Below are 22,145 nucleotides of genomic sequence, written 5' to 3' on the forward strand. Positions count from 1 at the left end.
CGGACGGCCGGTGTGGCTGTTTCGTCCGGATGCCACGCCGGTATCCGGGCGAACCCCGACCCCTCGATCCCACCGAAGAGGTGCGGTCAGACCTCGAAGGCAGCATCGGCGAGGTCGTAGCCCGCGTGGCGGCGGCGGTAACCGCTCGGGCTCATCCCATGGTGCTTGCGAAATACCCGTGAGAAGTAGAAGGCGTCGTCAAAGCCGATCTCCGACGCGATCTCGGTGACCGTCGCACCCGTCGTGTCGAGCAGTTGCCGCGCCCTCGCCATCCGCAGCGCGGTGTGGTGAGCCAACACCCCGCCTCCGGTCGCCCTGCGAAACAGGGTGCTCAGATGCGACGGCGACACCCCCACCAGCCGCGCCAGCTCGGGCACCTTCACGTTGCCGTCGAGCCGCTCGGCCAGGTAGCTCATGGCACGTTGTAGCGGGTCGCCCGGTTCCGGAAGCAGCCTGTCGACGCTGATCTGGGTCAGCAGCTTCCACGCCGTCCCCGCAGCGCCCAGCAGGCGGATGGGTGACTGGTCACGCTCGACACAGGTGACGATCTCGTCCAGCAGCGTCACCGCCCGACCGATGGCCCGCACCGGCACCACGGGTCGTTCGATCGTGGCCTCCATGCAGTCCACGAGATCCGACACGTCGGAGCCCATCAGATGCGCCCACCAGATCGTCCAGGGGTCGCGCTCGTCGGCACCGTACTCGTGGGGCACGCCACGGGGGATGACCAGCGCCTGCCACGCCCCGATCCGATGCATGCCCGACCCGACCCGCGCCCAGCCCATGCCCGAGGCACACACGATCAGGATCACCTCGGGCGTGCCCCGAGGGCGTAGCATCCGGTGGTCAGCGGCGTGCGGGTAGTACCCGGCGTCGGTGACGAGAAGCCGCCCGGTGATCGGGCGCCGCAGCGCCTCGGCGACGATTGGACGGGGCACCGAGGCCAACCGCTGCCCCCGAAAACCCTCCTGGAGCGGCATCGGTCTATCGTGCGCCGTCACCAGCGGATTGTCCATGCTGTGGGCCAGCCGATCCGCCCCCGGACGTACCTGCCACGGGTGCGGTGACAAGCACTGAGTCAGGTCAGTACCCGGACCGGGCTGCCGTCGAGGAAGGCGCCGATGTCGTCCACGGCGTCCCGGAAGAACGTCGCGTAGTTCAGCTCGCTGACATAGCCGAGGTGCGGCGTGGCCAGCACGTTCGGCAGCGTACGGAACTCATGTCCGGCGGGCAGTGGCTCCTCGTCGAACACGTCGAGCCCGGCTCCCGCGATCCGCCCTTCGCGTAGCGCGGACGCCAGGGCGGACTGGTCGACGATCGCCGCCCGCGAGGTGTTGACCAGGTAGGCGGTGGGCTTCATCAGCGCGAGTTCTTGCGCGCCGACAAGCCCGCGCGTCCGGTCGCCGAGTACGAGGTGAACGGAGACGACGTCGGACCCGGCGAGCAGGGCATCCAGGCCGGGGGCCAGCCGCGCGCCGCCCTCCTCGGCCCGCTGGGGCGTCAGGTTCTGGCTCCAGGCCAGGACGTCCATGCCGAACGCCCGCCCGACCGCCGCCACCTGGGACCCGATCCTGCCCAGGCCGAGCAGCCCGAGGGTGCGTCCGTGCAGGTCGGTGCCGAGGGTGTGCTGCCAGGGACCACCGGTGCGCAGCGCGGTCGCCTCGGGCACCAGGTGGCGGGCCAGGCCGAGGATCAGCGCCCACGTCAGCTCGACCGTCGAGGTCCAGCCGCCGCCTGTGCCGCACACCGTGACGCCGTGCGCCCGCGCCGCCCCCAGGTCGATGGCGGCGTTGCCCATGCCGGTGGTGACGAGCAGCCGCAGGTGGGGCAGCCGGTCGAACACCTCGGCGGGGAACGGCGTGCGCTCCCTCATGGCCACCACGATTTCGCAGTCGTGGATGGCCGCCACCAGATCGTCGGTGTTCGTGAAGTGCTCGCGAAAGCTGGTGGCCCGGACCCGGGACCAGTCCGCCAGGCCGAGTGCCACGTCCTGGTAGTCGTCCAGGACGGCGCAACGAAGATCACCTGACATGACGAAATCCGCCTTCCATCTGAAGAAGTGCTCAATTGCGGAGCTGCCGCAGTGTCGGAGGACGTCCAGGACCTCCGACCTCATCTTCGGCGCCCTGACCGACGCGAGCTGGCGCGCCATGCTGGCGCAGCTGAGCCAGACCCGGCCACTGTGGGAAGGCTGGCTCAGCCACTGAGATCGGCAAGCCAACCGTCTCCCCGCACCTGAAGGCCCCGCGAGGCCGCCGGGCTTGGTGCGCAGCGTGCAGGCGCAAGGGCGCACCTGCACGCTGCGCATCGAACCGCTCGACGAGGTGTTCGCCGGGCTCGACCGGTCAGGAAACGTTCCCGGACAGAGCTCCGGGGTCGATGCCGCCCGTGCGCAAGCGGCAAGGGCGCTCACAGCCGGGGCCGGGTCATCGGTCCACCAGGCGCATGGCGGCTTCGTCGTGGGTGTCGCCGACAGCAGGAGGAAGGTTGTCGAGCTTCTCGATCTGCGCCGGGGTGGTACCCGCTTCGGCCGGCCGGGTCAATGAGGACCCGGCCGGCCCACCGTGAGCATCCGTGGTCAGAGGGTCTTGACCTGGCCGCCATCGAGGATGAACTCGGCGCCGGTTGTGTTGGCGGAGCGGGCGGAGGCAAGGAACAGCACCAGGTCGGCGACCTCGCGGGCCTCGGTGATCCGGCCGGTGCTGATCGCCATGCTCTGCGGCACGACCTCGTCAAGCGCCTGCTGGGTGCTGACACCCGCGCTGGCGGCGACGGCGTGCGCGAAGCCGTCCGGGCCGGTCCAGAACGGGGTCCGTACCGGGCCGGGCGAGACGGCGTTGACCCGTACGCCACGCGGCGCGAACTCCTCCGACAGGGTCTTGGTCAGGTTGGACATCGCCGCCTTGGCCGCGGAGTAGTCGACCACCATCGGGAACGGCAGCCGAGCGTTGATGCTGCTGATGTTGACGATCGCTCCGCCGTTGCCCAGCAGGGCTGGCAGGGCTGCCCTGCTGGTGCGCACGGCGCTGAAGAACGTCACGTCGAACACTCGCGCCCACTCGGCGTCGTCGACGTCGAGGAATCCTGACCGGGCACTGCCGGCGCCAACGTTGTTGACCAGTACATCCAGACGCCCGTACGCAGACAGCGCGGTGTCGACGAGCCGCTGCGGGGTATCCGCGTCGGTGATGTCGGCCAGTACCACGGTGGCGCCACGCGCGGCCAGGGCGTCGAGCTCTGGCGTGCTCGCACGGCTGCTCGCCACGACGTGCGCACCCTCGCTGAGCAACGCCGCCACGGTGGTCAGACCGATGCCCCTGCTCGCGCCGGTGACAATGGCAACCTTGCCCTGCAGTTCGAGATCCACTAACACTCACTCCCACAATTGTTGACTGATCAGTTCCTAATTTGGGCAGCAAAAAGTCAGTCGAGGGCGCCCAGGGCGACCTCCACGGCATTGTTGAGGAACGCGCGATCCGCGCGGGCCTTGCCCATCACCCGCAGGCCCTGCAGGAACGTGGTCAGGAACTGGGCCAGCTCCTGCGGTTGCTTGTCCGCCGCGATCTCCCCGCGGACCCGCGCCCGCTCCAATGCCCCGGCCAGCGCCGACTCGACCTGACCCATGGTGCGCGAGACCTGTAGCACCGTGTCCGGATGCGTCGAGCGTTCCGTGGCCGCGTTGACCAGCAGGCAGCCCCGCTCCGGGTCGGCCAGGTCGGCCTCCATCAGCTCCAGGAGCACCGCCCGGATCGCCGGGCGCACCTGCTCCGCCCGGTCCAACAGCTCCGTCAGCCCTACCGCGTGGCGCTGGCAGTAACGGCGGAGCGCCAGCGCGTAGAGCTGCTCCTTGGAGCCGAACGCCTTGTAGAGGCTGCCCCGGGCGATTCCGAGGCTCTCCACGAGATCCTCGGTCGAGGTCGCCTCGAATCCCTGACGCCAGAACAACTCCATCGCACGGTCCACCGCCGTGTCGATGTCGAACGTCCTTGGCCTGCCCATGCGACAACCTTACGAGTAGGAGACTGATCAGTCCACAACTGTGGGAGGCGTCATGCGGACGGGGTCACCGACGTCGCCGATCACCGAGGTTGTCGCGTCGGTCGGCCCGCAGCCGGAGTCTTCGGCGGTGACCTGCCGCACTCCCTCGGTGCGTAGGGCGGCCACAGCCACGGAGTGGGCGCCAGCGAGAAGATCCACCGAGAGTCCCTGACTGACATTGAGGAGCCCGCAATTGGGCCACTTGACATTGACGCTCTTGACACGCTCCAGATGGCGGCGTTAACATGATCGCAACCTTGTTAGCGCTAACATCTGCCCGGTCACTGATCCCCGTTGGACGAGACCGAGCCGCCAGACGTGTGCGCTGGAAGCTCAACCGGTCGAGCGGACAAGCTTTCCACCACCCTTCGTGCACCTTCGAAGGATGCCTCACACCCGGCAATCAACCACCCTAGGCCGTGTCCGTTGTTAGCGCTAATACGCCTAGACGGAAGGTAGGACCTGATGGTTATCGAGTGGGCTGCCGGCAACCGACGTCGAGGTTTAGCGGCTATTGGCCTTGCTCTCGCGGTAGGAGTGGGGGTGGGTCAACTGACACCGATCGTGCCGGCCTCGGCGGAGAAGCCCGTGCCGCCGGGCGTCGGACCGCAAACCCCGTCCGCCAAGGTGCCACTGGCCGGCGTCGACATGGCCCAGACGTATGTGAACCCGATCAATCTGCCCGGGATGGCCGTGCGCAACATCGTGGGGACGATGCCGCCTACGGACGAGAATGTCGCGAACACTTCGCAAATCCCGGCCAGCTTGGATCTGGAGACGTGGACGGCGGCGTCCGGGCGAACTCTCGCGAGCCGATCCACCGTCGGGTTCAGCAGGATTTCGGAGAACTCTGCACGGACCGGGGCGGACTGGTCCGCGCTGAACGTCGACGGGACCATCTATCTCTACGCATCAGGTGCCATGCAGAATGCACCGAACAACAACCGCACCGTCTGGTCCACTACCGACTACCTCACGTGGACGCCCCATGAGATGAACCTGGGCCTGGTCGCACCGACCGTCGTGCAGTTGGGCAGCAAGTTCTACATGGCCGGCAACAACACGCCGGTCTATCAAGCGGACTCGCCCACCGGGCCGTGGACCAGCATGGGGAACTTCCTGCGCCCCACCGGCCAGACCCTGAGCGTCGGCGACGTGCAGTTCTTCCTCGACACCGACGGCCGGCTGTACCTGACGTACAACATCGGCTCACCGATCATGGGCGTCGAACTCGACCCGAACAACCCTCGGCAGCTCATCAGCGACCCGGTCGTGCTCTGGACCTTTGACCCGCGCCAGGAGTGGCAGCACATCGGTGACAACAAGGCGACCTACACGCATGGGTACGTGGAGGGTTCGCAGCTGTTCAAGGTGGGGGACACGTATTACCTCTCGGTTGCGTCCGGTGGCACGGAGTTCACCACGTACTCGACCGGCGTGATGACGTCGAAAAAACCGCTGTCCGGGTTCAAAGTCACTCAGCAGAACCCGATCGGCTACGGAAACAACCACCCGAGTGCGGTATATCCGAACGCTGGGCACGGCAGTTTCGTACGCGACAAGTCCGGCAACCTGGTGTTCTTCTACACCTATGTCATCGCGTACGAGGAGTTCTTCGAGCGGCGACTGGGGATGGACATCTGCAACGTGGTTCCCGCCGGTCCGAAACGGGGTGCAATCGATTGCGAGTTGTCCAACACGCCGCAACTGGCCCCGGGGAAGAAGATCTCAGGCAGGGACGACGTCGGACTCTACAATGTGGCCACCAACAGCCAGGCGTACTGGGCGAGCAGCTATGCGCCTGGGCGCAACCCGTACTACGGAGGGGACCGCTCCCTATCCACGTGGTGGGAGCCGGCCGACGGCGATACCGCGCCCACGTACATCAGGGGTTTCGGGACCGTTTTCCACATCTCCGCCGCGCAGATCCAGTGGAAGGAGCTCGGGCGCACGTTCACCAAGGACAACGCGGTGCAGTACACGCTGGAGTACAAGGATATTCCCACCAACACGTGGCGGCCCCTGGTCGACAGGAGTACGAACACAACCGCGTACACGGCTGACTACGTCACCTTCGACCGGGTGCTGACGAACGCAGTCAGGCTGAAGGTCCTGGGTACGACCGAGACCGTCAAGGTCGGCGTCCACGAACTCAACGTGTTCGGGGAGAACTACAACCTGGCCGTCGAGAAGGGCATGATCACCCCATAGTCCGGTTGCTGGGCAGTGCAGTAGGAGCGGGCGAGATCAACACATCTCGCCCGCTCCTTCTTGTGGCGCGGTTCAACACGCCTCGGGCTACCGCACCGTCAACTTCTGGTAGTCGGCGGCGTGGGGCTGGTAGGTCGGGTTGCCGGAGTAGGCGACGTGGACCCGGTAGACCCCGGGCCGCAGATCGGCGGTCGGCAGGTCGACGACGGCCTTACCGTCCGCCAGTGGCACGACGTGCACGGTGCCGCCGAAGGTGACGGTGACCTCGCCGGTCGGGGTCGGAGCGTGGTGCTTCCGCCCGCCCGCCGGCCCCACAGTCACGTTCAGTGTGAACGTGCCCCCGCGGACAACCGATGCCGGCGCGGCTTTCGCCTGGACCTTGACGGCGGCCGGGCCGGAGGGCACCCCGAACGATGCCGTACCCGCCGAGGCCTTCAGGTAGTCGAAGCCGAGGTACTCGGCCTTGACCGTCCGGGCACCCGCCGGCAGACCAGCCGGCAGCGTGACGGTGGCTGCGCCGTCGCTCAGGTGGGCGAGCTTCGACCACGAGCCGATGCTGAGCCGCACCTGACCGCCGGTCTCGAACCCGTCGGCCGCCGTGACTGTCACGGTGGCCGTGGTCGTCTGGGCACCCCTCGCGTACGGCTTGACCGCCACCTCGGTGGTGGTCGCGACGTCGCTGTTCGGGATGCCGCGGATGTCGTTCCACTCGCGAACGGTCAGCGGGATCACGGTGCCGTGACGCGGACGGACGACACCCGCGTTGGTCATCGTGATCGCCTTGGCGTTCCAGGTCGGGGCCTCGATGTTCTCGTGACACGCGGCCTGATAACCCCCACCGTTCGTGTACCGGTCACCCCAGAGGTAGAACTGGCCGGGGCAGGAGGTGTCACCGGGGTTGGCCTTGAAGATGACCGGTCCCTCGTACCCCTGGTTGGCGACCCACGTCGTGCGCCCCAGAGCCGGCGCGACCAACGTCCAGTTGTCGATGTTGCTGTCCAGGAAGTTGGTGTGCTTCTCCGAGAAGATGTCCGAGCCCTGGTTGCCGGCCTCGTTCTTGGTCACCCGGTAGTAGTGGTCACCGACCCGGATCGCGGTCGTGTCGATCCGCGACAGCGGGGCCGGATTCTGCCAGACCTGGGGAGCGGAGAACGTCTGGAAGTCTCGCGTCGTGGCGTACCACATCTGCGCGTTGCCCTGACCGGTGCGGTTCACGGGGTCGTTCCACAGCGACTGGGCCCAGAACACGACGTAGGCACCGATCTCCTCGACCCACAGCGACTCTGGCGCGAAGGCGTTGCCCGCGTTGTCCGGCGCGACCTTCACGTGCCGCTGAGGAGTCCAGTTCACCAGATCGTGCGACTCGAACACCTCGATGTACTGGGTGTCGTTGATGGCGTAGCCACCCTGGTCGTACCAGTTCAGGTCGGTGGCGATCATGTAGAACGTGTCGCCGTCGGGTGATCGGACGATGTGCGGGTCACGAAGCCCCTGGTCGCCGAGCTGGGAGATGAGTGACGGTCGACCTCCGGTCAGACCGGTCCAGTCCAGAGCCGTGTTTCCGTTGGACGTGGCGAACATGATCTGCTCGCCGTCGGCAATTCCCTCACCCTTGAAGTACCCCATGAAGTACCGCTCGTACTCCTCGGAACGCGGCATGGCGGTGATGGTCACCGGGAACGACTTCTTCTTCGAGGCCCTACCCTTGGTGATGGTCGCCGTCAGGGTGGCGGCAACATCCTCATGGCCGAAGGCCGGGCGGCTGACCTCACCCGTCGGGGTGACGAGGCCGGTTGTCGACTTCCAGGTGATCGTGGATCCGAACTCGCCCTTGGCAGCGAGGTCGAGGTTTCCGCGTACGTCGTCGGTAGCGTCCAGGGCCAGGTCGAAGGCGTCCCGGTCGACCGCCTGCGCATCGTCGAACTCGGCCTTCACCACGACGGGGATCTCCCGTGTGGTGACCTCCTGGGCGCCCTTGCGGACAGTCGCCGTGAGCGTGGCTGTCGCGTCGGGCTGTCCTTGCGCGGGCCGGTTGATCCTGCCGGTCACCGCGACCTTGCGTGCGCTGGCGAGGGCTGGTGGGGTGTTGACCTCGACGACCGACGGGTTCGAACTCGTCCAGGTGATGGTCGAGCCTGCCACGGAGCCCACCTTGGGCAGAACGATATCGCGTACGACCGCACTGGTCAGGCCGAGGTCGATGGCCGCGGCGTCGGCGCGAACGCCTTCGGAGACGGTCTTCTCTGCCAGGGCGAGTGTCTCGTCGAGACTCACTGCCCGGTCGTACACACGGAAGTCCCGGATTGTTCCACGGAACGAGTAGTGGCCCGACGTCTGCGAGCGACCGAGGAAGTTGCAGTTGGTCCCGGCGGCGTTCACCGACGGCGGCGTGGTCAGGTTCGCCGACGTCGCGTGCAGAACGCCGTCGAGGTAGAGCCTGCCGGTCCAGCTCGTACCGCTCGGGTCCAGTGACTGGGTGTAGGTGACGTGAGTCCACGCTCCCTCGAGCATGCGGACCCGGTTCTGTTGGATGTTCGCCGGACCCACCGCGACGCGGAACCGCTGGGTGTTCGACGCGAAGATGGAGCCCTCGGCGCCGGTGTCGACGTCACACGAGCCGGACTTGCGGCCAAAACTCCACATCTGGTGCTCGCCGACGTTTGCCGGGTCGACCCACACGTCATAGTCGACGGTGAGGTTGGACATGCCGGCGGTGATGTCCTTCGGCAGCGCCACGTATGCGCCGTCGAGGGCGCTCTCGTAGGAGTCGGGGTTGAACCTGACTCCTTCGCCGGTCAAGGTCGCCTTCTCGGGATTCACGAGGGTGGCGTTCGCTGCCGCGCCCGCGCTACCCGAGTTGACCAACGTCGTCCCACTGGTCTCGTCAAGGGCGAAGTGGTGCACGAGACCCTCGTTGAGCTGCTCCTCGGCAGCGCGCGAGGGCGTCGCTGTGAACGAGACCGAAAGAAGCGCACCCAGTGCCAGGACCGCGACACCTCTACCCTTCCGACTCAGCCCGAGACGTGGCCTTCGCTGTCGCAGTCGCAATGGGTCCTCCTTGACCGGGGTGGCATTCGCTCTAAAGTGGACGGGGCTTGTTAACGCTAACTACGGCGTGCTGCCAGGTCAACGCAGTGCGTTGTGGCCCGAGACCACGGAGCCCCGCGGTTGTTGACGAGTACCTGTTGCAGATCTGGCCGTCCCCCGACGCACCGTCTGCCACGCTCAAGGTGACCAGCCGAGAAGGGCATCGCCGGATCTTCGAAAGCTGACCGAAACTCTGGTCTCTGGCCCTGACGGTTCGCTCCGCGAAGGGCCGGGATTCCCTGGTGGCTCAGATCCGTGGAGTGGGTGCCGCGGGGGTGTGGCCCCGGGAGCGCCAAGCGTCCGAGCCGGCGACGCCGGCCAGTACCGTCGCGGCGGCGCCACCGGCGGCCAGGGGTGGCAGGTACCACGTGGCCGGGATCAGGAGGCCCAGGGCGAGCAGACCGGCCGGCCGCGTTCGGGAGATTCGGCTGAAGACCTGGAGTTCAAAAATCGACCGCCCGGCCAGGAACAGCGCGGGCCCGCCGAGGATAGCGATGAGCCAGTTCGGTTCCGGCCGGCCGAGCGGCCCCATGATGTACAGCTCGAAGCTGACACCGGTCAGGAAGACTCCGGCGATCATGAGCAGGTGAGTCCCGGCTACCGCCACGGACTGCCGGGTCGGGTTCCGGGCGCCCGTGATGGCCAGCGGGAGGGTAACGCCGGCCCGGTAGAAGTAGACGCGCCAGAGCAGCACGATGGCGACGAACGCCAGCCCGAACCCGACCGTATGCGGGATGCCGAGGTCGGTGGCGCTGAACGCCTTGCCGGACACGAAGATCGCCTCACCTAACGCGATCAGATAGAACTGCTGCAACCGCTCGGCCATGTGCTCACCCGCGATCGGGGCAGCGATTCGTGGAAAGCCGGCCGTGAACCCGATGTAGCCGATGGCCAGCGCAAGGGCCCAGAGCGCGGCGCGGCGACCCTGGTCGTGCACCAGACCGCCCACGATCCACAGCACCGCGCTCACGGCAAGCGAGAGCTGCGCCGGGATAGGGAATATCCATTGACGGCGAAAGAGCAGGAGGAGCAGCGTGCGGGACAGCCGGGCTGCCGCATAGGTACCGGCGAAGACGAGAGCCCGACCCTGGGGTACCGCAACGGCCATCACCACGGCGCTGGCCATCGCCATGAACACCATGATCTGGACCAGCAGCGAGTCTGGATGTTGTCGGCTGGTCAACGCGACCGTCGACAGCCACAGGACCCAGAGCGCCAGGAACAGCAGGAAGGTCTCCACCACCTCGCTGGACCGAAGCTGGCGTCCAGTGCTGAGGTCCTGGATCAGCCGCACGCTTACCTGATTGAGCGCGAACACGAAGACAAGATCGAAGAACAGCTCCAGGAGGCTCGCCCGCTGCCAGCTCGCTCCCTTGCGCATGAGCCGCTCGCCGCCAGGCTCACCCATCCGCCGTCAGCCCGGTGTACGGTCCCCACCTCGTCGGGGCGTTTCCTCTCGTATCAGTGATCACTTCTTACAAACGAGCCGGGACCGCCGGAAGCCACTCGCCGCGGCCTAGTGCGATCTTGCGAAGGCACGCTCTGCGGATGTCACCCAGGTCCTGATACCGAGACCTCGATGCCGCCGGCTCGGGGTCACCCGCGTCCTTCCCCACGTCGCGCGAGCGCGACGTGGGGAAAGATCCGATCACCTGGGTGGGATCAGGTAGTGGGGCGGCACAGCGAGTTCTCGTTGGCGCTACAGTCGGTCAGTTGCAGGGTGTCCACGTGCATGGTCAGGGTCGCCGGTTGCGAACCACCGGCCGGAGCCACCACGGAGATCTGCACGGTGGCCGCGTTCGACGGGGCGACCGCTTCGTAAGACCACTCCAACCAGTTCGACGTCAGGCCAAACGAGCTGCTTGTCGACGTGGACAGTAGCGTGCCGCCGGAGTTGTACCACCGCATGCGCAGCGCGGCGGTGCCCGAGTCGGCGCGTAGCCGGACGAAGAACTTGTAGTTGTGCCCGACCGTCACCGACGGCTTGCGGCTCACCACTACCGACTTCTCCGCCGACTGCGGTGAGCTGACGAACTGCAACGAGCGACGGTTGTCGAAGTAGCGGGCCGAAACGCCGGTGTACGAGCCCTGCGGCGTCACCGAGATGGCAGCCCCGGAACCCGAGGTGCTGAACCCGGTGGGGTTCGAGGTGCCCGGCGCCTGTGCCTCGATGGTCCGCTCCTGCGCGGTCAGCAGGTCGTTGTTGGCACCGACGTCGCAGCACACTGGCGCGGTGAGCAGCGGGTGAACCGCCGCGTTGTTCGTCGTCGTCGACGGAAAGTTGTCCACATAGAACCTCGCGCTGGTCTCGCTCGGGTCGTAGTTCTGGCGGTAGCCCATGTCGAGGGCCCACCAGTCGCCAGCGCACATCATGATGTCGGGGCAGTATTGCTCGGCCTGCCAGCTACCGTTCGAGTCCTGCCAGACGTGCTCGGTCATGTAGGCGTGACCGGCACCGAGCAGGTGCGCCATCTCGTGCCCGACGACTCCACTGTCCCATGCCTCAACGATGGAGACGCAGCCGCTGCCTCCACTGGTCGGACACCAGTGTGCCGAGGCGGACGGCGCGGCGAACTCCGTCAGGACCACGTACCAGCGGTTGCTGTCGTCGTACCCCTTGGCCGCTAGCTCGTTCGCGATCGACCAGAAGTCGGTGCTCGTAGTGTCGATCTTCTCGGACGTCACCATCGCCTGCGCGTACTGGTTGTACGTGCTGGTGGTCGTCGATCGGCAGCTGAACTTGAAGTGCTGGTCGTAGTTGCTGGCCTGGTCGAGCAGCCAGTCGACGCGGTCCACGACCCGGGCGGCGTGCTCGACGTTTGTCGCGTACTGGTTGCCGGTGGAGTCATTCCACGCGTAGATCACCTGTATCGCCGCCGGACTGTTGACCGGCGGGCTCTTCGGGTCGGTGGCGGTCGTGTCACATCCAGCCCTGGGCAGGCTGGTGTTGCTCGGCTGCGCGTAGGGCAGGGTCGGCTCGCTGCCGAGGTTGGCGGCATAGACCGGCTGCCCGGACGACACCATCACCAGCACGCTCACGAGCAGGGAGGCCAACCCTAGACGGTGACCGCGCCGACGCCGGTGCCTGTTGTCAAACATGCGCATTCCCCCTTGCGTAGGTCTTCGCTGTGGCGTGTCGTCAGGTATCGACCCGCCGGTTGCAGGAGACCCGATCAACCACGTTGATCGCTATGTGTCGATGCCAACACTCTTCGTCACGACCGGCAGTGGCATCCGGTGGTGAAATGGACTGAGCTGTCGCGTCCGGGCGTGGACCAGCCTCCATGGCGATCATCGACATCTGCCGCTACGATCCGATATCGAGGAATCACTGAGCGTCGATGTGTGCTGTCCGCAAGCTCGTGGACGCTGGCAATCCGGTGCCGCTACGAACGTGGTGCCGGCCTGAGGATCACGCCGTCTCGACGAAGGAAATCCGGATGACGGAGAGCGCGCAGACCACCGAGAACCGAATCGTTCCGCCCGCGCGGCAGTACCCGTTCAGTGTGCCCGACCGCCTGGTCGTCGATGCCACCTACGGCGAGCTGCGCGAGAACGAGCCGATGACCAGGGTGAAGCTCCCCTACGGCGAGGAGGCGTGGCTCGCCACCCGGTACGAGGACGTCCGTACGGTCCTCGGCGACGTGCGGTTCGGCCGCGCCCCGGCCGTCCAGCGCGACGAGCCCAGGCTCACCCCGCGCCAGCAGTACAGCGGCATGCTGACCATGGACCCGCCCGATCACACCCGGCTGCGCCGGCTGGTGGCGAAGGCGTTCACCGCACGTCGGGTGGAGGCCCTGCGACCCCGGGCCCAGGAGATCGCCGACGCGCTTGTCGACGACATGGTTCGGCTCGGTCCTCCGGCCGACCTGGTGGAGCACGTCGCCACGCCGCTGCCGATCCAGGTGATCTGCGAGCTGCTCGGGGTCCCGTACGCCGACCGCGACCGCTTCCACACCTGGTCCGAGGCGATCGTCTCGACCACCAGCCTGCCGGCGGAAACGATCCAGGAGTACCTGAACAACCTCTGGGGCTACATCGGTGGTCTGGTCGCCGAGCGCCGCCGTGAGCCGGGGATCGACGACCTGCTCGGCGCGTTGGTGCGCGCCCGCGACGAGAATCAGGATCGGCTCAGCGAGACCGAGCTGGTGGAGCTGGCCGGAGGTCTGCTCGCGGCCGGCCACGAGACCACGGTGACCCAGATCCCCAACTTCGTCTACGTCCTGCTGCACAATCCGGACCAGTTCGCTCGGCTGCGGGCCGACCCGTCGCTGGTGCCGGCCGCGGTCGAGGAACTGTTGCGCTACGTGCCGCTCGGCGTCGGCTCCTCCTTCGCCCGGTACGCCAAGGAGGACGTCGAGGTCGGCGGGGTGCTGGTCCGGGCAGGTGAGCCGGTTCTCGGCTCACTGTCGTCGGCGAATCGGGACGGTACCGTCTTCGCCGACCCGGACCGGCTGGATTTCGACCGGGAGCCGAACCCGCACCTGGGCTTCGGGCACGGCGTCCACCATTGCGTCGGCGCGCAACTCGCCCGCATGGAGTTGCAGGTCGCCGTCGCCACCCTCGCGACGCGTCTGCCCGGCTTGCGGCTCGCCGTACCGGAAGCCGAGCTGGAGTGGAAGCGGGGCATGTTGGTGCGGGGCCTACTCGGCATGCCGGTGGCCTGGTGAGCACCGCGTGGCGGATCGGAGTGGACTCGCACCGCTGCATCGGCACGAGCATCTGCACCGGTACCGCGCCCGAGCACTTCCGTCTGGTCGGCGGCCGGTCCGCGCCGCTTGCCGACGTCGTCGCCCCGGACGAGGTCGTCCTCGACGCCGCCGACTCGTGCCCGGTGGAGGCGATCACGGTCCGCGATGCCACCGACGACCGGCTGATCGCGCCGCAGGATTGACCCGAAAACGACCGGGCCGCCCGCGCGTGCTGGACACTCCGGCCCGTCGCCGGGCGCGCCGGCACGGCTCCTGGCGGCACAGGCGACCTGCTCACCGCTGGTGAGTCGCGATGTCGGCGGCCTTGTTCGCCTGAGCCGCAAGCTGGTGTCGCGGTAGAGAGTGGGCGGCACGGCCGGTGCTGATCGGTCCGGCCCGTTCATTCCGCGCCGGCCCGTCATGCCCGGCCATGGGCAGCCGACCGCGCGGATCGAATTGATTCGATATATTATCGCGGCAGGGCAGTGTCATCCCGCAGGGGCGTACGGCGCGGGGTGCTCGCCATCCACCGGGCGGGCCGGGCAGCCGGCGGTGGGCCACCGATTCGGGCGCGGCTGGGTTGACGCCGGCTCGGCGTCACCTGCGGCGTGCTGGTCAAGCGGCGAGCGCGGTGCTCCGTTCGTCGGCCGTGCAGCGATCGCCGGTTCCGTGCCTCGTATCGGCAACGGACCAGACATGACACCGAGGAGAAAGCACAGATGAACGACGTACCCGCTCAACCGAAACGTCGAACCAGGGGTGCCGCCAGGCTGCTTCTGGGCGGGGCCTGCGCCCTGGCGATCACCGTGTCGTCGATGGCCCTGGCGACCTTCGCTCGCGCCGATCTCAGCGGACCGCCCGGGACCACCCTGAAAGCTGCCGCCGAGCGCAGCGGCCGGTACTTCGGCGCCGCCATGGGGTCGGACCGTCTCACCGACTCGGGCTTCCTGACCATCGCGAGCCGTGAGTTCGACATGATGACGGCCGTCAACGAGATGAAGCCCGACGCGACCGAGCCCAACCCCGGCCAGTTCGACTTCCGTCGCGGTGACGCGATCTACAACTGGGCCACCGAGCGCGGCATGCGGTTCCGTGGTCACACCCTGGCCTGGCACGGTCAGCAGCCCAGGTTCTGGGGAAGTCTCAGCGGCAGCGCCCTGCGGGCCGCGATGATCAGCCACATCAACGGCGTCATGGCCCACTACAAGGGCAAATTCGCCTACTGGGACGTGGTGAACGAGGCCTACGCCGAGAACGGCAGCCGGCGGTCGTCGAACCTTCAGTCCACCGGGAACGACTGGATCGAGGTGGCGTTCCGGACCGCGCGCGCCGCCGACCCGAGCGTGAAGCTGTGCTACAACGACTACAACATCGAGAACTGGACGTACGCCAAGACGCAGGGCGTCTACAACATGATCAAGGACTTCAAGGCTCGGGGCGTCCCGGTCGACTGCGTCGGTCTCCAGACCCACTTCACAGGTGGCAGTTCGCTGCCGGGCAACTTCCAGCAGACGCTGTCCAGCTTCGCCGACCTCGGGGTCGACGTGGCGTTGACCGAGGCGGACGTCACCAACGCCTCGACCAGCCAGTACCAGGGCCTGACCCAGGCCTGCATGAACGTCCCCCGCTGCGTCGGCATCACGACGTGGGGCATCCGGGACAGCGACTCCTGGCGCGGCAGCGAGAACCCGCTGCTCTTCGACCGCAACAGCAACCCCAAGGCGGCGTACACCGCCGTGCTCAACGCTCTCAACGCCGCCTCCACCACGGTGCCGGGAACGACCCCACCGACGACCGCTGCGCCGACCACGGCTCCGCCGACGACCGCTCCGCCGACCACGGCTCCACCGACCACGGCTCCACCGACCACCGCTCCACCGACCACGCCGCCCAGCACCGGGGAGCCGGGTGCCTGTACCGCGACGTACCGCATGGTCAACAACTGGAACGGTGGCTTCCAGGGCGAGGTCACCGTGGCCAACAACGGCTCCACCACCCTCAACGGCTGGACCGTACGGCTGACGCTGGCCGGTGGGCAGACCATCGCCAACGTCTGGAACGGCATCAACACCGGCACCAGTGGGGCGGTCAGCGTCCGTAACGCCGAATACAACGGATCTCTCGGCGCGAACGCCTCGACCACGTTCGGCTTCCTGGTCAACGGCAGCAGCAGCGCGGCGCCCGGCGGCCTCTCCTGCACCAGCCCCTGACCGCCGACCCGTACCGACCCTCCGCGTCGGGGCGTTGACCGGGCCCGGAGCCACCAGCTCCGGGCCCGGGTGCCGCCGTGGTCGGTCGGACCCGGTTGACGCCGGGCGCTCGCCGATGCCTCTGCCCTTCTCGGGCCCGCTGGTGAGCGCAGTCGCACAACCAGACCTCGGCGACACCGCGGGCGTCGGCGATGCTGTGGGTGTGGAATACGTGTCCAGAGTGCCGCGACCGCCGCTCGACGGGCTGATCGACGACCTCTACTACCTGGAGGGTGCGCCGCCGTACGCCCGGCTGATGCTGCCGCCGATGCCGTCGGCGCTGCTCATCGTCAACCTCGGGGCACCGTTCCGCATTCGAGCGGGCACCGACATCGCGATGGCCGAGTACGCCGACGGTTGCGTGGTCTCCATGCCCACCCGCGCGTTGGAGTTCGCTTACCCACCCCGGACCCGGTCCGTCGGCGCGCACGTCAAGCCGTGGGGGCTGGCGCCGTTCCTGCCGATGCCCGCGGCCGAGCTGTGTGACCGACCGGTGACGGTAGAGCAGGTGTGGGGTCGGCCCGCCGTTGCCGAGCTGCGGGACCGGCTGGACACGGCGGCCGGACCGCACGAGATGCTGACCCTGTTCGAGGACGAGCTGATGCGACGGCTGCGCGAGACGGCCGGCCTCGGGCTGGTCCGCCATACGAGCAGCGTCATCGCGGCGACCAGCGGGGCGGTGGCGATCGGCGACCTGGGCGTGGCAGCCGGTGTCAGCAGCACGCACCTGGTGCAGCGGTTCAAGGAGCTCATCGGCGTCACGCCGAAGCGGCTGGCCCGCACCCACCGCTTCACCGCCACCGTGTTCGCGATCGACCCCTCCGGACCGATCAACTGGGGCGACCTCGCCGGTGGCGCAGGCTACTTCGACCAGGCCCACTTCGGCCACGAGTTCCGGGCGTTCACCGGGCTCACGCCGACCCGGTACGTCGAGGTCCGGCGGCGGTTCCTGCGCGAACATCCCGGCCACGTGCTGGACGGTTGGTCGCTGCCGGCCGATTGATTTCTTACAAGAGCGACAGCTCACGACACGCTAATTTGGGGGCACCCGACAGCAGAGGAGCGCCCCGTGGGCAAGGTGGTCATGTACAGCTCGGTGTCGGTGGACGGTTTCATCGCGGACGAGAATGACCAACCCGGACCGCTGTTCGAATGGTTGCTCAGCGGTGACGTCCCGTTGGACGAGAGCGGCGCGTTGAAGGTGTCGCAGACGTCCTACGACTACACCCGGCCGCACTGGGACCAGATCGGAGTCACGATCGCCGGCCGTCACGTCTTCGACATGACCGACGGCTGGGACGGGAAGCCTCCGGGCGGGATCGACCACGTGGTCGTCGTGACGCACCGACCGGAGCCCGAGGGCTGGGACACCGAGGCGCCGTTTCACTTCGTCGACGGCGTCGAGGCAGCCGTGGCCAAGGCGCAGGAGCTTGCGGGTGACCGCGTGGTCGAGGTCGCCGCTGGCGACGTCGGTGGGCAGGTGCTTGCCGCGGGCCTGGTCGACGAGGTGCGCATGGACGTCGTACCCGTGGTGTTCGGGTCCGGCAAGCGCTACTTCGGGTCGGTCGACGCGCAGCACCTGTTGGAGGGTCCCGACGTGGTGATTCAGGGCGACCGGGTGCTTCACCTGCGCTATCGGGTGCGCCGTTGACCGGACCGCCGATCGAGAGCGAGGGGTCCGGGGCGCAGCGGCGCCCCGGACCCCTCCGGCCTACTCCGCCAGTGGTACGGAGTAGGGGTCGCTCAGGTCACCCGCAGCGTTGACCGTTGAGGTTGAAGGCGGCTGGCACCGGGTTGGTGCCGCTCCACGTGCCGTTGAAGCCGGTGCTGGTGGACGCGCCGGGGGCGAGTTTGCCGTTCCAGCTCATGCTGTCCGCGGTGACGCTCGTTCCGTTCTGTTTCCAGGTGGCCGACCAGCCCTGGCCGACCTTCTGGGTGGTGGTGGGGAAGTCGAAGGCGAGTTTCCAGCCGTCGATCGGGGTGGTGCCGGTGTTCTTGATCGTCACGGTCGCGGTGAAGCCGCCCGGCCAACTGTTCGCCGTGTAGCCGACCGTGCAGCCGCCGGTCGGGGCGGTGGGCGCGGTCCGCACGGTCAGGCCGGGCGAGGCCGCCGAGACGTTGCCCGCCGCGTCGCGGGCGGTTACCACGAAGGTGTACGGGGTGTCCGGCGTCAGCCCGGTCACGGTGTACGTGGTGCCGGTGGTGTTGCCCACCTTCACGGTGCCGGTGGTGTCGACCCGGTGCACGTCGTAGCCGGTGACGGCGGTGTCGTCGGTGGACGGCGTCCAGGCCAGCGCGACGCTGTCGCCGGTGATCGTGCCGGCGGTCGGCTTGCCCGGGGCGGTCGGCGCCTGGGTGTCGCCGGGAGTGGTACCGCGCGGCAGCACCAGATGGGTGATCGAGTTGGCCGGGAAGGTGGCCGTGAGGCCGCCGGCGGTCACCGGCTGGTCGGCCTCCCGGACGACGCCGGCGAGGTTCGCTCCGCTGTAACGGTAGACCTGGGCGGTGCTGGCCGAGGCGCCGGTGAGGGCGACCTGGCTGGTCAGGTCGTCGCCGGTCTTGTTGACGACGACCAGTGTGAGCGCCTTGTCGGCGCTCCGCTCGGCGGCGTACACGGCCAGCTTGCCCTGGTCGGCGCTTGTCGCCTGGACGGAGGTCTCGCCGAACGCGCCGCCCTTGCCGTCGTAGTTGCGGAAGATGCGGAAGGCGTTGGCCACCGGTTGGTCGGCCGTGGGTGCGGTCCAGAGGGTGGCCAGGTCGAGCCCTTCGCGGCCGAAGATGCCGAGTACGTCAGCCTGGGCGAGCGCGCCGTTGAGCGACCCGTAGGCCCCCCAGTTGTACTCGGTCATCGCGATCTTCGTGCCCGGGTAGTGCTGGTCGACCAGCTCGCGCAGGCGTGGGATGTACCGGACCGGACTGTTGATCCAGCTCTCGTCCACGTAGGTCGGGTCCCAGAGTTGGCGGGTCGAGCGCAGTCGCAGCGCCTGGGTGTTGGCGTCGCCGGCCGCGTCGCCCAACACGCCGGCTTGCTGCGGGTAGAGGTGGACGTCGAAGTAGTCGAGGATGCGCGTACCGTGCTGCTGCTCGTACTCGCGCATCCGGTCCAGGTACCACGGGCCGAGGTCCTGGCCGCCGTGCGCGGCCTTGTCCGGCGGGTTCGACCAGCAGCCGGTGCGCGAGCAGGTGTCCTGGTCGAGGCCCGAATAGAGGATCGAGTTCAGGCCCCAGCCGACGGGACCGAGCGTCTTGGCGCCGGGGTCGGCAGCCTTGATCGCGGCGGCGTACTCGTAGGTGCGGTCGCGTAGCTCGTCGTAGCCCAGCCCGGTCGGGCGGACGTCGCGGTGGGTGGAGTGCCACAGGTCCGGCTCGTTGTCCAGGTTGTAGAACTGGACCCCGCCGTCGGCGGCGGCGCCGAACCGCCCCTTGAGGTGGTTGACGAAGTCGGTGGCGTACTCCGGACCGACGGCGACGCTGGTGTCCTCCGGATCGTTGCCGGTGATCGGTGACCCGTCCGGCTTTATGCCGTTGCCGCAGTCCGGTGCCCAGGTGTCGGTGGACTGCTGCGGGCCGTACTTGGCGACGCTGAAGCCACACGCCCGCGACCGGTCCTTGGCGATCCAGCCGAGCATCGGCATTGTCATGACCGTGGCGGCGCCGGTGGCCTTGTTCTCCTGCACGAACCGGTCGCTCTCCGAGCCCTCCGGGAGGTCTTCCGGACTCGGGTTGTCGTTGGGGATGTTCTCGAAGTACCAGTCCGCCGCGCGGTTGGTGGTGTCGTTGCGGAAGTTGTAGCGGGTGGTGGCGTTGCCGCCGTAGCGGTGCACGGGCAGCCGCAGGTCGCGGGCGAGGGCCTGGTCGGCGAAGTTCATGCCGTAGATGTACGGGCTGATCTGGTGCCGGGCGGCGGTGGTGTCCACGGCCAGGGCCGGGCCGGCCGCGGCCAGGGCGGGCTCCGGCAGGGCCAGACCGCCGAGGGCCGTGGCGAGCACGACGGGGAGTAGAGCGGTGGTGGGACGCACGAGCATTCCTCTCGAATAGAAGCTCGACGATGGGAGCGCTTCCACAGGGTTGCGCTTTCCTGGCCCCGAGTCAACGCCCGCAGACCCACTGTGGATCGGTTGCCATGAACCAGGTAGCCGAGGTGAGCGCGGCCCTCAGTTCCAGCCCCTTCCGGCCCGAGCCCACGCGTCCTGGTCCACCGGTCGAGGGCCTTGTCGCAGCCACGTGGCGATGCCCTGTGCGTGTTCCTCGGGTGTCCCGGAGGACGACTCCACGCGGAGAGCCCCGTCGAAGTAAGGGAACGCCTCGGCGCGCATGCGGTCGTCACGACTTCGATCGGATTCCGGGAACAGGAGGTCGAACAGGGTGTCGACCTCCATCGGGGTCCAACCGCGACCTGAGGATGCCCGCTCCTCAGCCCGGACCTTCCGAGCCGTGGTCTTGCCCGAGCACGGAGGGCCCGAGAGCACGACGATCCCGTTGCTGGTCATGTCCCTCACGGTTTCGTGATCGTCGACGACGTTCCGAGCAGGCGGACAGGGTTCGAAAGCACCTGAGAGCCTAACCATCCGGATCTGCCGCGAAGGCTCGCAACCTGACGTGATGGCCGCGGGCGCGCGAAACGTGCCCTGGGGCCGTGCGTGACTCGACGCGGGACGTGCGGACGCGGGGCCGATCACCCGTACTCGTCACCGTCGAGGTACGCGGACTTCGGCCGATGGATGTGCGCCGGCCCTGAGGACTTCGAGTGCTGCGGCATGCAGGAGGCTGCTGCGCGCGAACAGAGCCGGCCCGGGAGTGGGCTGTGTCTGCCCGTCGAGCCCGCTGTAGCGCCCGCCCGCCTCTTCAACGATGAGCGAGGTGGCCGCGTAGTCCCACACCTGTCCCCGAGCCTGGATGGCGAGGTCCAACTCTCCGCTCGCCACCAGCAGAGCGGCGTGGGTGCACCACGGCACGGTCGATGCCAAGACGCTCAGCGGCGCTATCATTTCGCGTTCACCCGGCAGGAGTTCGTCGTCGGTGGGGATCACGCCGAGTCGACTTCCGCGTAGGACGTCCCGTCCATCGACGTCGACGGTGATCCGTCGCTCGTCGGTGGCCGTCGGCCCGGAGAAGTCCGCTCGGAATGCTCCGCTGGCCCGCTGCGCCCACCAGATGGTCCCTTGGGCGGGTACCGCTGCCACTCCGACGACGATCTCGCCAGCCTCTTCCAAAGCGACGAGCACCAGCCACCGGTCGTCACCAGCGACGAACAGAGCGGTCCCGTCGATCGGGTCGACGATCCAACGGCGTCTGCCCCGACCGCTCTGCCCTTCCTCCTCACCGAGGATCGCATCGCCCGGCCGCGCGTCGGTCAACACCTCTCGGATAGCCGCTTCGACGGCGCGATCAGCTTCGGTCACCACGCTGCCGTCCGACTTCAGCTCCCGAGGCAACTGAGCGAGGGCCGCAAAGTACCGCAGACCCACTGCTGCGCCGGCCAGAGCAGCACGGCGAGCAAGCAGTAGATCATTTTCCATGACCGCCATTATGCCCAGGTCGAGGCCATGGACGCAGGTGCCCGGCTGCGTGCGCACCGCATCTCCAGGATCAACGCCGGCATGCGCGATCGTGGGCGTCGGTGTCGGCACAGCGCCCAGCTTGACTGGAAGCCGGGGTGGCGGCGCGAATAGCGCCAGCGCAAGCAGCGAAGCCGCCCACCCCGACATGGACCGGGCGGCTTTCTCGTTACTGGAACAACGCCACAGGGGCGTAGCGGGAAGAATCGCCGCGGACGGTCTACGAGTCGTCTCGGCCCTGCCAGGTCGTCACACAAGCCTCGTTGCCCTCGATATCGGCGAGAACCCAGAAGGCCGGAGCGTGGGACGCG

18 protein-coding genes are annotated in these 22,145 nt (G+C 67.9%); 8 read left to right on the forward strand and 10 right to left on the reverse strand.

Annotation, left to right across the window (positions count from 1 at the left end; all coding sequences use genetic code 11):
- Positions 1–86: 86 nt before the first annotated feature.
- The gene (locus AB0F61_RS17740; RefSeq protein WP_357810533.1) at positions 87–1,016 is read right to left on the reverse strand and encodes an AraC family transcriptional regulator; all 930 of its coding nucleotides are present in this window, start codon (positions 1,014–1,016) and stop codon (positions 87–89) included.
- A gap of 62 nt (positions 1,017–1,078) precedes the next feature.
- Complete coding sequence (locus AB0F61_RS17745; protein ID WP_357810536.1) at positions 1,079–2,032, reverse strand: D-2-hydroxyacid dehydrogenase family protein; 954 nt, start codon at positions 2,030–2,032, stop codon at positions 1,079–1,081.
- On the opposite strand from AB0F61_RS17745, the gene AB0F61_RS17750 reads away from it, so the two are divergent.
- Together AB0F61_RS17750 and AB0F61_RS17755 are read left to right on the forward strand one after the other, a co-directional pair.
- Positions 2,031–2,207, forward strand: coding sequence for a hypothetical protein (locus AB0F61_RS17750; RefSeq protein WP_357810539.1), 177 nt, complete (start codon positions 2,031–2,033; stop codon positions 2,205–2,207). The genes AB0F61_RS17745 and AB0F61_RS17750 overlap by 2 nt on opposite strands.
- Positions 2,208–2,264: 57 nt before the next feature.
- Positions 2,265–2,546, forward strand: a complete 282-nt coding sequence (locus AB0F61_RS17755) for a hypothetical protein (protein WP_357810542.1) — start codon at positions 2,265–2,267, stop codon at positions 2,544–2,546.
- A gap of 32 nt (positions 2,547–2,578) precedes the next feature.
- On the opposite strand, the gene AB0F61_RS17760 is transcribed toward AB0F61_RS17755, so the two are convergent.
- The 3 genes from AB0F61_RS17760 to AB0F61_RS17770 are packed head-to-tail and all read right to left on the reverse strand — an operon-like array spanning position 2,579 to position 4,197.
- Complete coding sequence (locus tag AB0F61_RS17760) at positions 2,579–3,367, reverse strand: SDR family oxidoreductase (RefSeq protein WP_357810544.1); 789 nt, start codon at positions 3,365–3,367, stop codon at positions 2,579–2,581.
- A 56-nt stretch (positions 3,368–3,423) separates the two neighbouring features.
- Positions 3,424–3,999 (reverse strand): helix-turn-helix domain-containing protein, encoded by a 576-nt coding sequence (locus AB0F61_RS17765; RefSeq protein WP_357810546.1) that lies wholly within the window; start codon positions 3,997–3,999, stop codon positions 3,424–3,426.
- 27 nt (positions 4,000–4,026) lie between these two features.
- A complete protein-coding gene (locus tag AB0F61_RS17770) occupies positions 4,027–4,197 on the reverse strand; it encodes a hypothetical protein (protein ID WP_357810549.1) in 171 nt (56 codons plus the stop codon).
- Between the two features lie 384 nt (positions 4,198–4,581).
- On the opposite strand from AB0F61_RS17770, the gene AB0F61_RS17775 reads away from it, so the two are divergent.
- Positions 4,582–6,249, forward strand: a complete 1,668-nt coding sequence (locus AB0F61_RS17775; RefSeq protein ID WP_357810552.1) for a family 43 glycosylhydrolase — start codon at positions 4,582–4,584, stop codon at positions 6,247–6,249.
- Positions 6,250–6,336: 87 nt separating this feature from the next.
- Here the strand turns inward: AB0F61_RS17775 and AB0F61_RS17780 are convergent, their stop codons facing one another.
- From AB0F61_RS17780 to AB0F61_RS17790, 3 genes are all read right to left on the reverse strand, one after another.
- Complete coding sequence (locus AB0F61_RS17780; RefSeq protein ID WP_357810555.1) at positions 6,337–9,153, reverse strand: immunoglobulin-like domain-containing protein; 2,817 nt, start codon at positions 9,151–9,153, stop codon at positions 6,337–6,339.
- Positions 9,154–9,583: 430 nt separating this feature from the next.
- Complete coding sequence (locus AB0F61_RS17785; protein ID WP_357810558.1) at positions 9,584–10,744, reverse strand: low temperature requirement protein A; 1,161 nt, start codon at positions 10,742–10,744, stop codon at positions 9,584–9,586.
- Between the two features lie 254 nt (positions 10,745–10,998).
- Positions 10,999–12,390: a hypothetical protein gene (locus AB0F61_RS17790; RefSeq protein ID WP_357810560.1), complete on the reverse strand. Its 1,392-nt coding sequence runs from the start codon at positions 12,388–12,390 to the stop codon at positions 10,999–11,001.
- Positions 12,391–12,776: 386 nt separating this feature from the next.
- Between AB0F61_RS17790 and AB0F61_RS17795 the strand changes: the two genes are divergently transcribed.
- From AB0F61_RS17795 to AB0F61_RS17815, 5 genes are all read left to right on the forward strand, one after another.
- Positions 12,777–14,006, forward strand: a complete 1,230-nt coding sequence (locus AB0F61_RS17795; RefSeq protein ID WP_357810563.1) for a cytochrome P450 — start codon at positions 12,777–12,779, stop codon at positions 14,004–14,006.
- A complete protein-coding gene (locus AB0F61_RS17800) occupies positions 14,003–14,230 on the forward strand; it encodes a ferredoxin (protein WP_357810566.1) in 228 nt (75 codons plus the stop codon). Before AB0F61_RS17795 ends, AB0F61_RS17800 begins: the two co-directional genes overlap by 4 nt.
- A gap of 516 nt (positions 14,231–14,746) precedes the next feature.
- Positions 14,747–16,237 carry an endo-1,4-beta-xylanase gene (locus tag AB0F61_RS17805; RefSeq protein ID WP_357810569.1) on the forward strand — a complete coding sequence of 497 codons (1,491 nt, stop codon included), beginning with the start codon at positions 14,747–14,749 and terminating at the stop codon, positions 16,235–16,237.
- Positions 16,238–16,439: 202 nt separating this feature from the next.
- A complete protein-coding gene (locus AB0F61_RS17810; RefSeq protein WP_357810572.1) occupies positions 16,440–17,279 on the forward strand; it encodes a helix-turn-helix domain-containing protein in 840 nt (279 codons plus the stop codon).
- Positions 17,280–17,345: 66 nt separating this feature from the next.
- Complete coding sequence (locus AB0F61_RS17815; RefSeq protein ID WP_357810575.1) at positions 17,346–17,927, forward strand: dihydrofolate reductase family protein; 582 nt, start codon at positions 17,346–17,348, stop codon at positions 17,925–17,927.
- A gap of 97 nt (positions 17,928–18,024) precedes the next feature.
- On the opposite strand, the gene AB0F61_RS17820 is transcribed toward AB0F61_RS17815, so the two are convergent.
- Positions 18,025–20,295, reverse strand: coding sequence for a glycoside hydrolase family 44 protein (locus AB0F61_RS17820; protein WP_357810579.1), 2,271 nt, complete (start codon positions 20,293–20,295; stop codon positions 18,025–18,027).
- 669 nt (positions 20,296–20,964) lie between these two features.
- Entirely contained in the window at positions 20,965–21,906 is a 942-nt protein-coding gene (locus AB0F61_RS17825; protein ID WP_357810582.1) for an inositol monophosphatase, read from the reverse strand.
- Positions 21,907–22,145: the final 239 nt, after the last annotated feature.

The organism is Micromonospora sp. NPDC023888 (genome assembly GCF_040639415.1).
Classification (GTDB): domain Bacteria; phylum Actinomycetota; class Actinomycetes; order Mycobacteriales; family Micromonosporaceae; genus Micromonospora.

Coding starts and splice junctions, on each gene's coding strand:
- AB0F61_RS17750 (WP_357810539.1), top strand. CDS start 2,031: ATGACGAAATCCGCCTTCCATCTGAAGAAGTGCTCAATTGCGGAGCTG.
- AB0F61_RS17740 (WP_357810533.1), bottom strand. CDS start 1,016: ATGGACAATCCGCTGGTGACGGCGCACGATAGACCGATGCCGCTCCAG.
- AB0F61_RS17765 (WP_357810546.1), bottom strand. CDS start 3,999: ATGGGCAGGCCAAGGACGTTCGACATCGACACGGCGGTGGACCGTGCG.
- AB0F61_RS17785 (WP_357810558.1), bottom strand. CDS start 10,744: ATGGGTGAGCCTGGCGGCGAGCGGCTCATGCGCAAGGGAGCGAGCTGG.
- AB0F61_RS17745 (WP_357810536.1), bottom strand. CDS start 2,032: ATGTCAGGTGATCTTCGTTGCGCCGTCCTGGACGACTACCAGGACGTG.
- AB0F61_RS17795 (WP_357810563.1), top strand. CDS start 12,777: ATGACGGAGAGCGCGCAGACCACCGAGAACCGAATCGTTCCGCCCGCG.
- AB0F61_RS17805 (WP_357810569.1), top strand. CDS start 14,747: ATGAACGACGTACCCGCTCAACCGAAACGTCGAACCAGGGGTGCCGCC.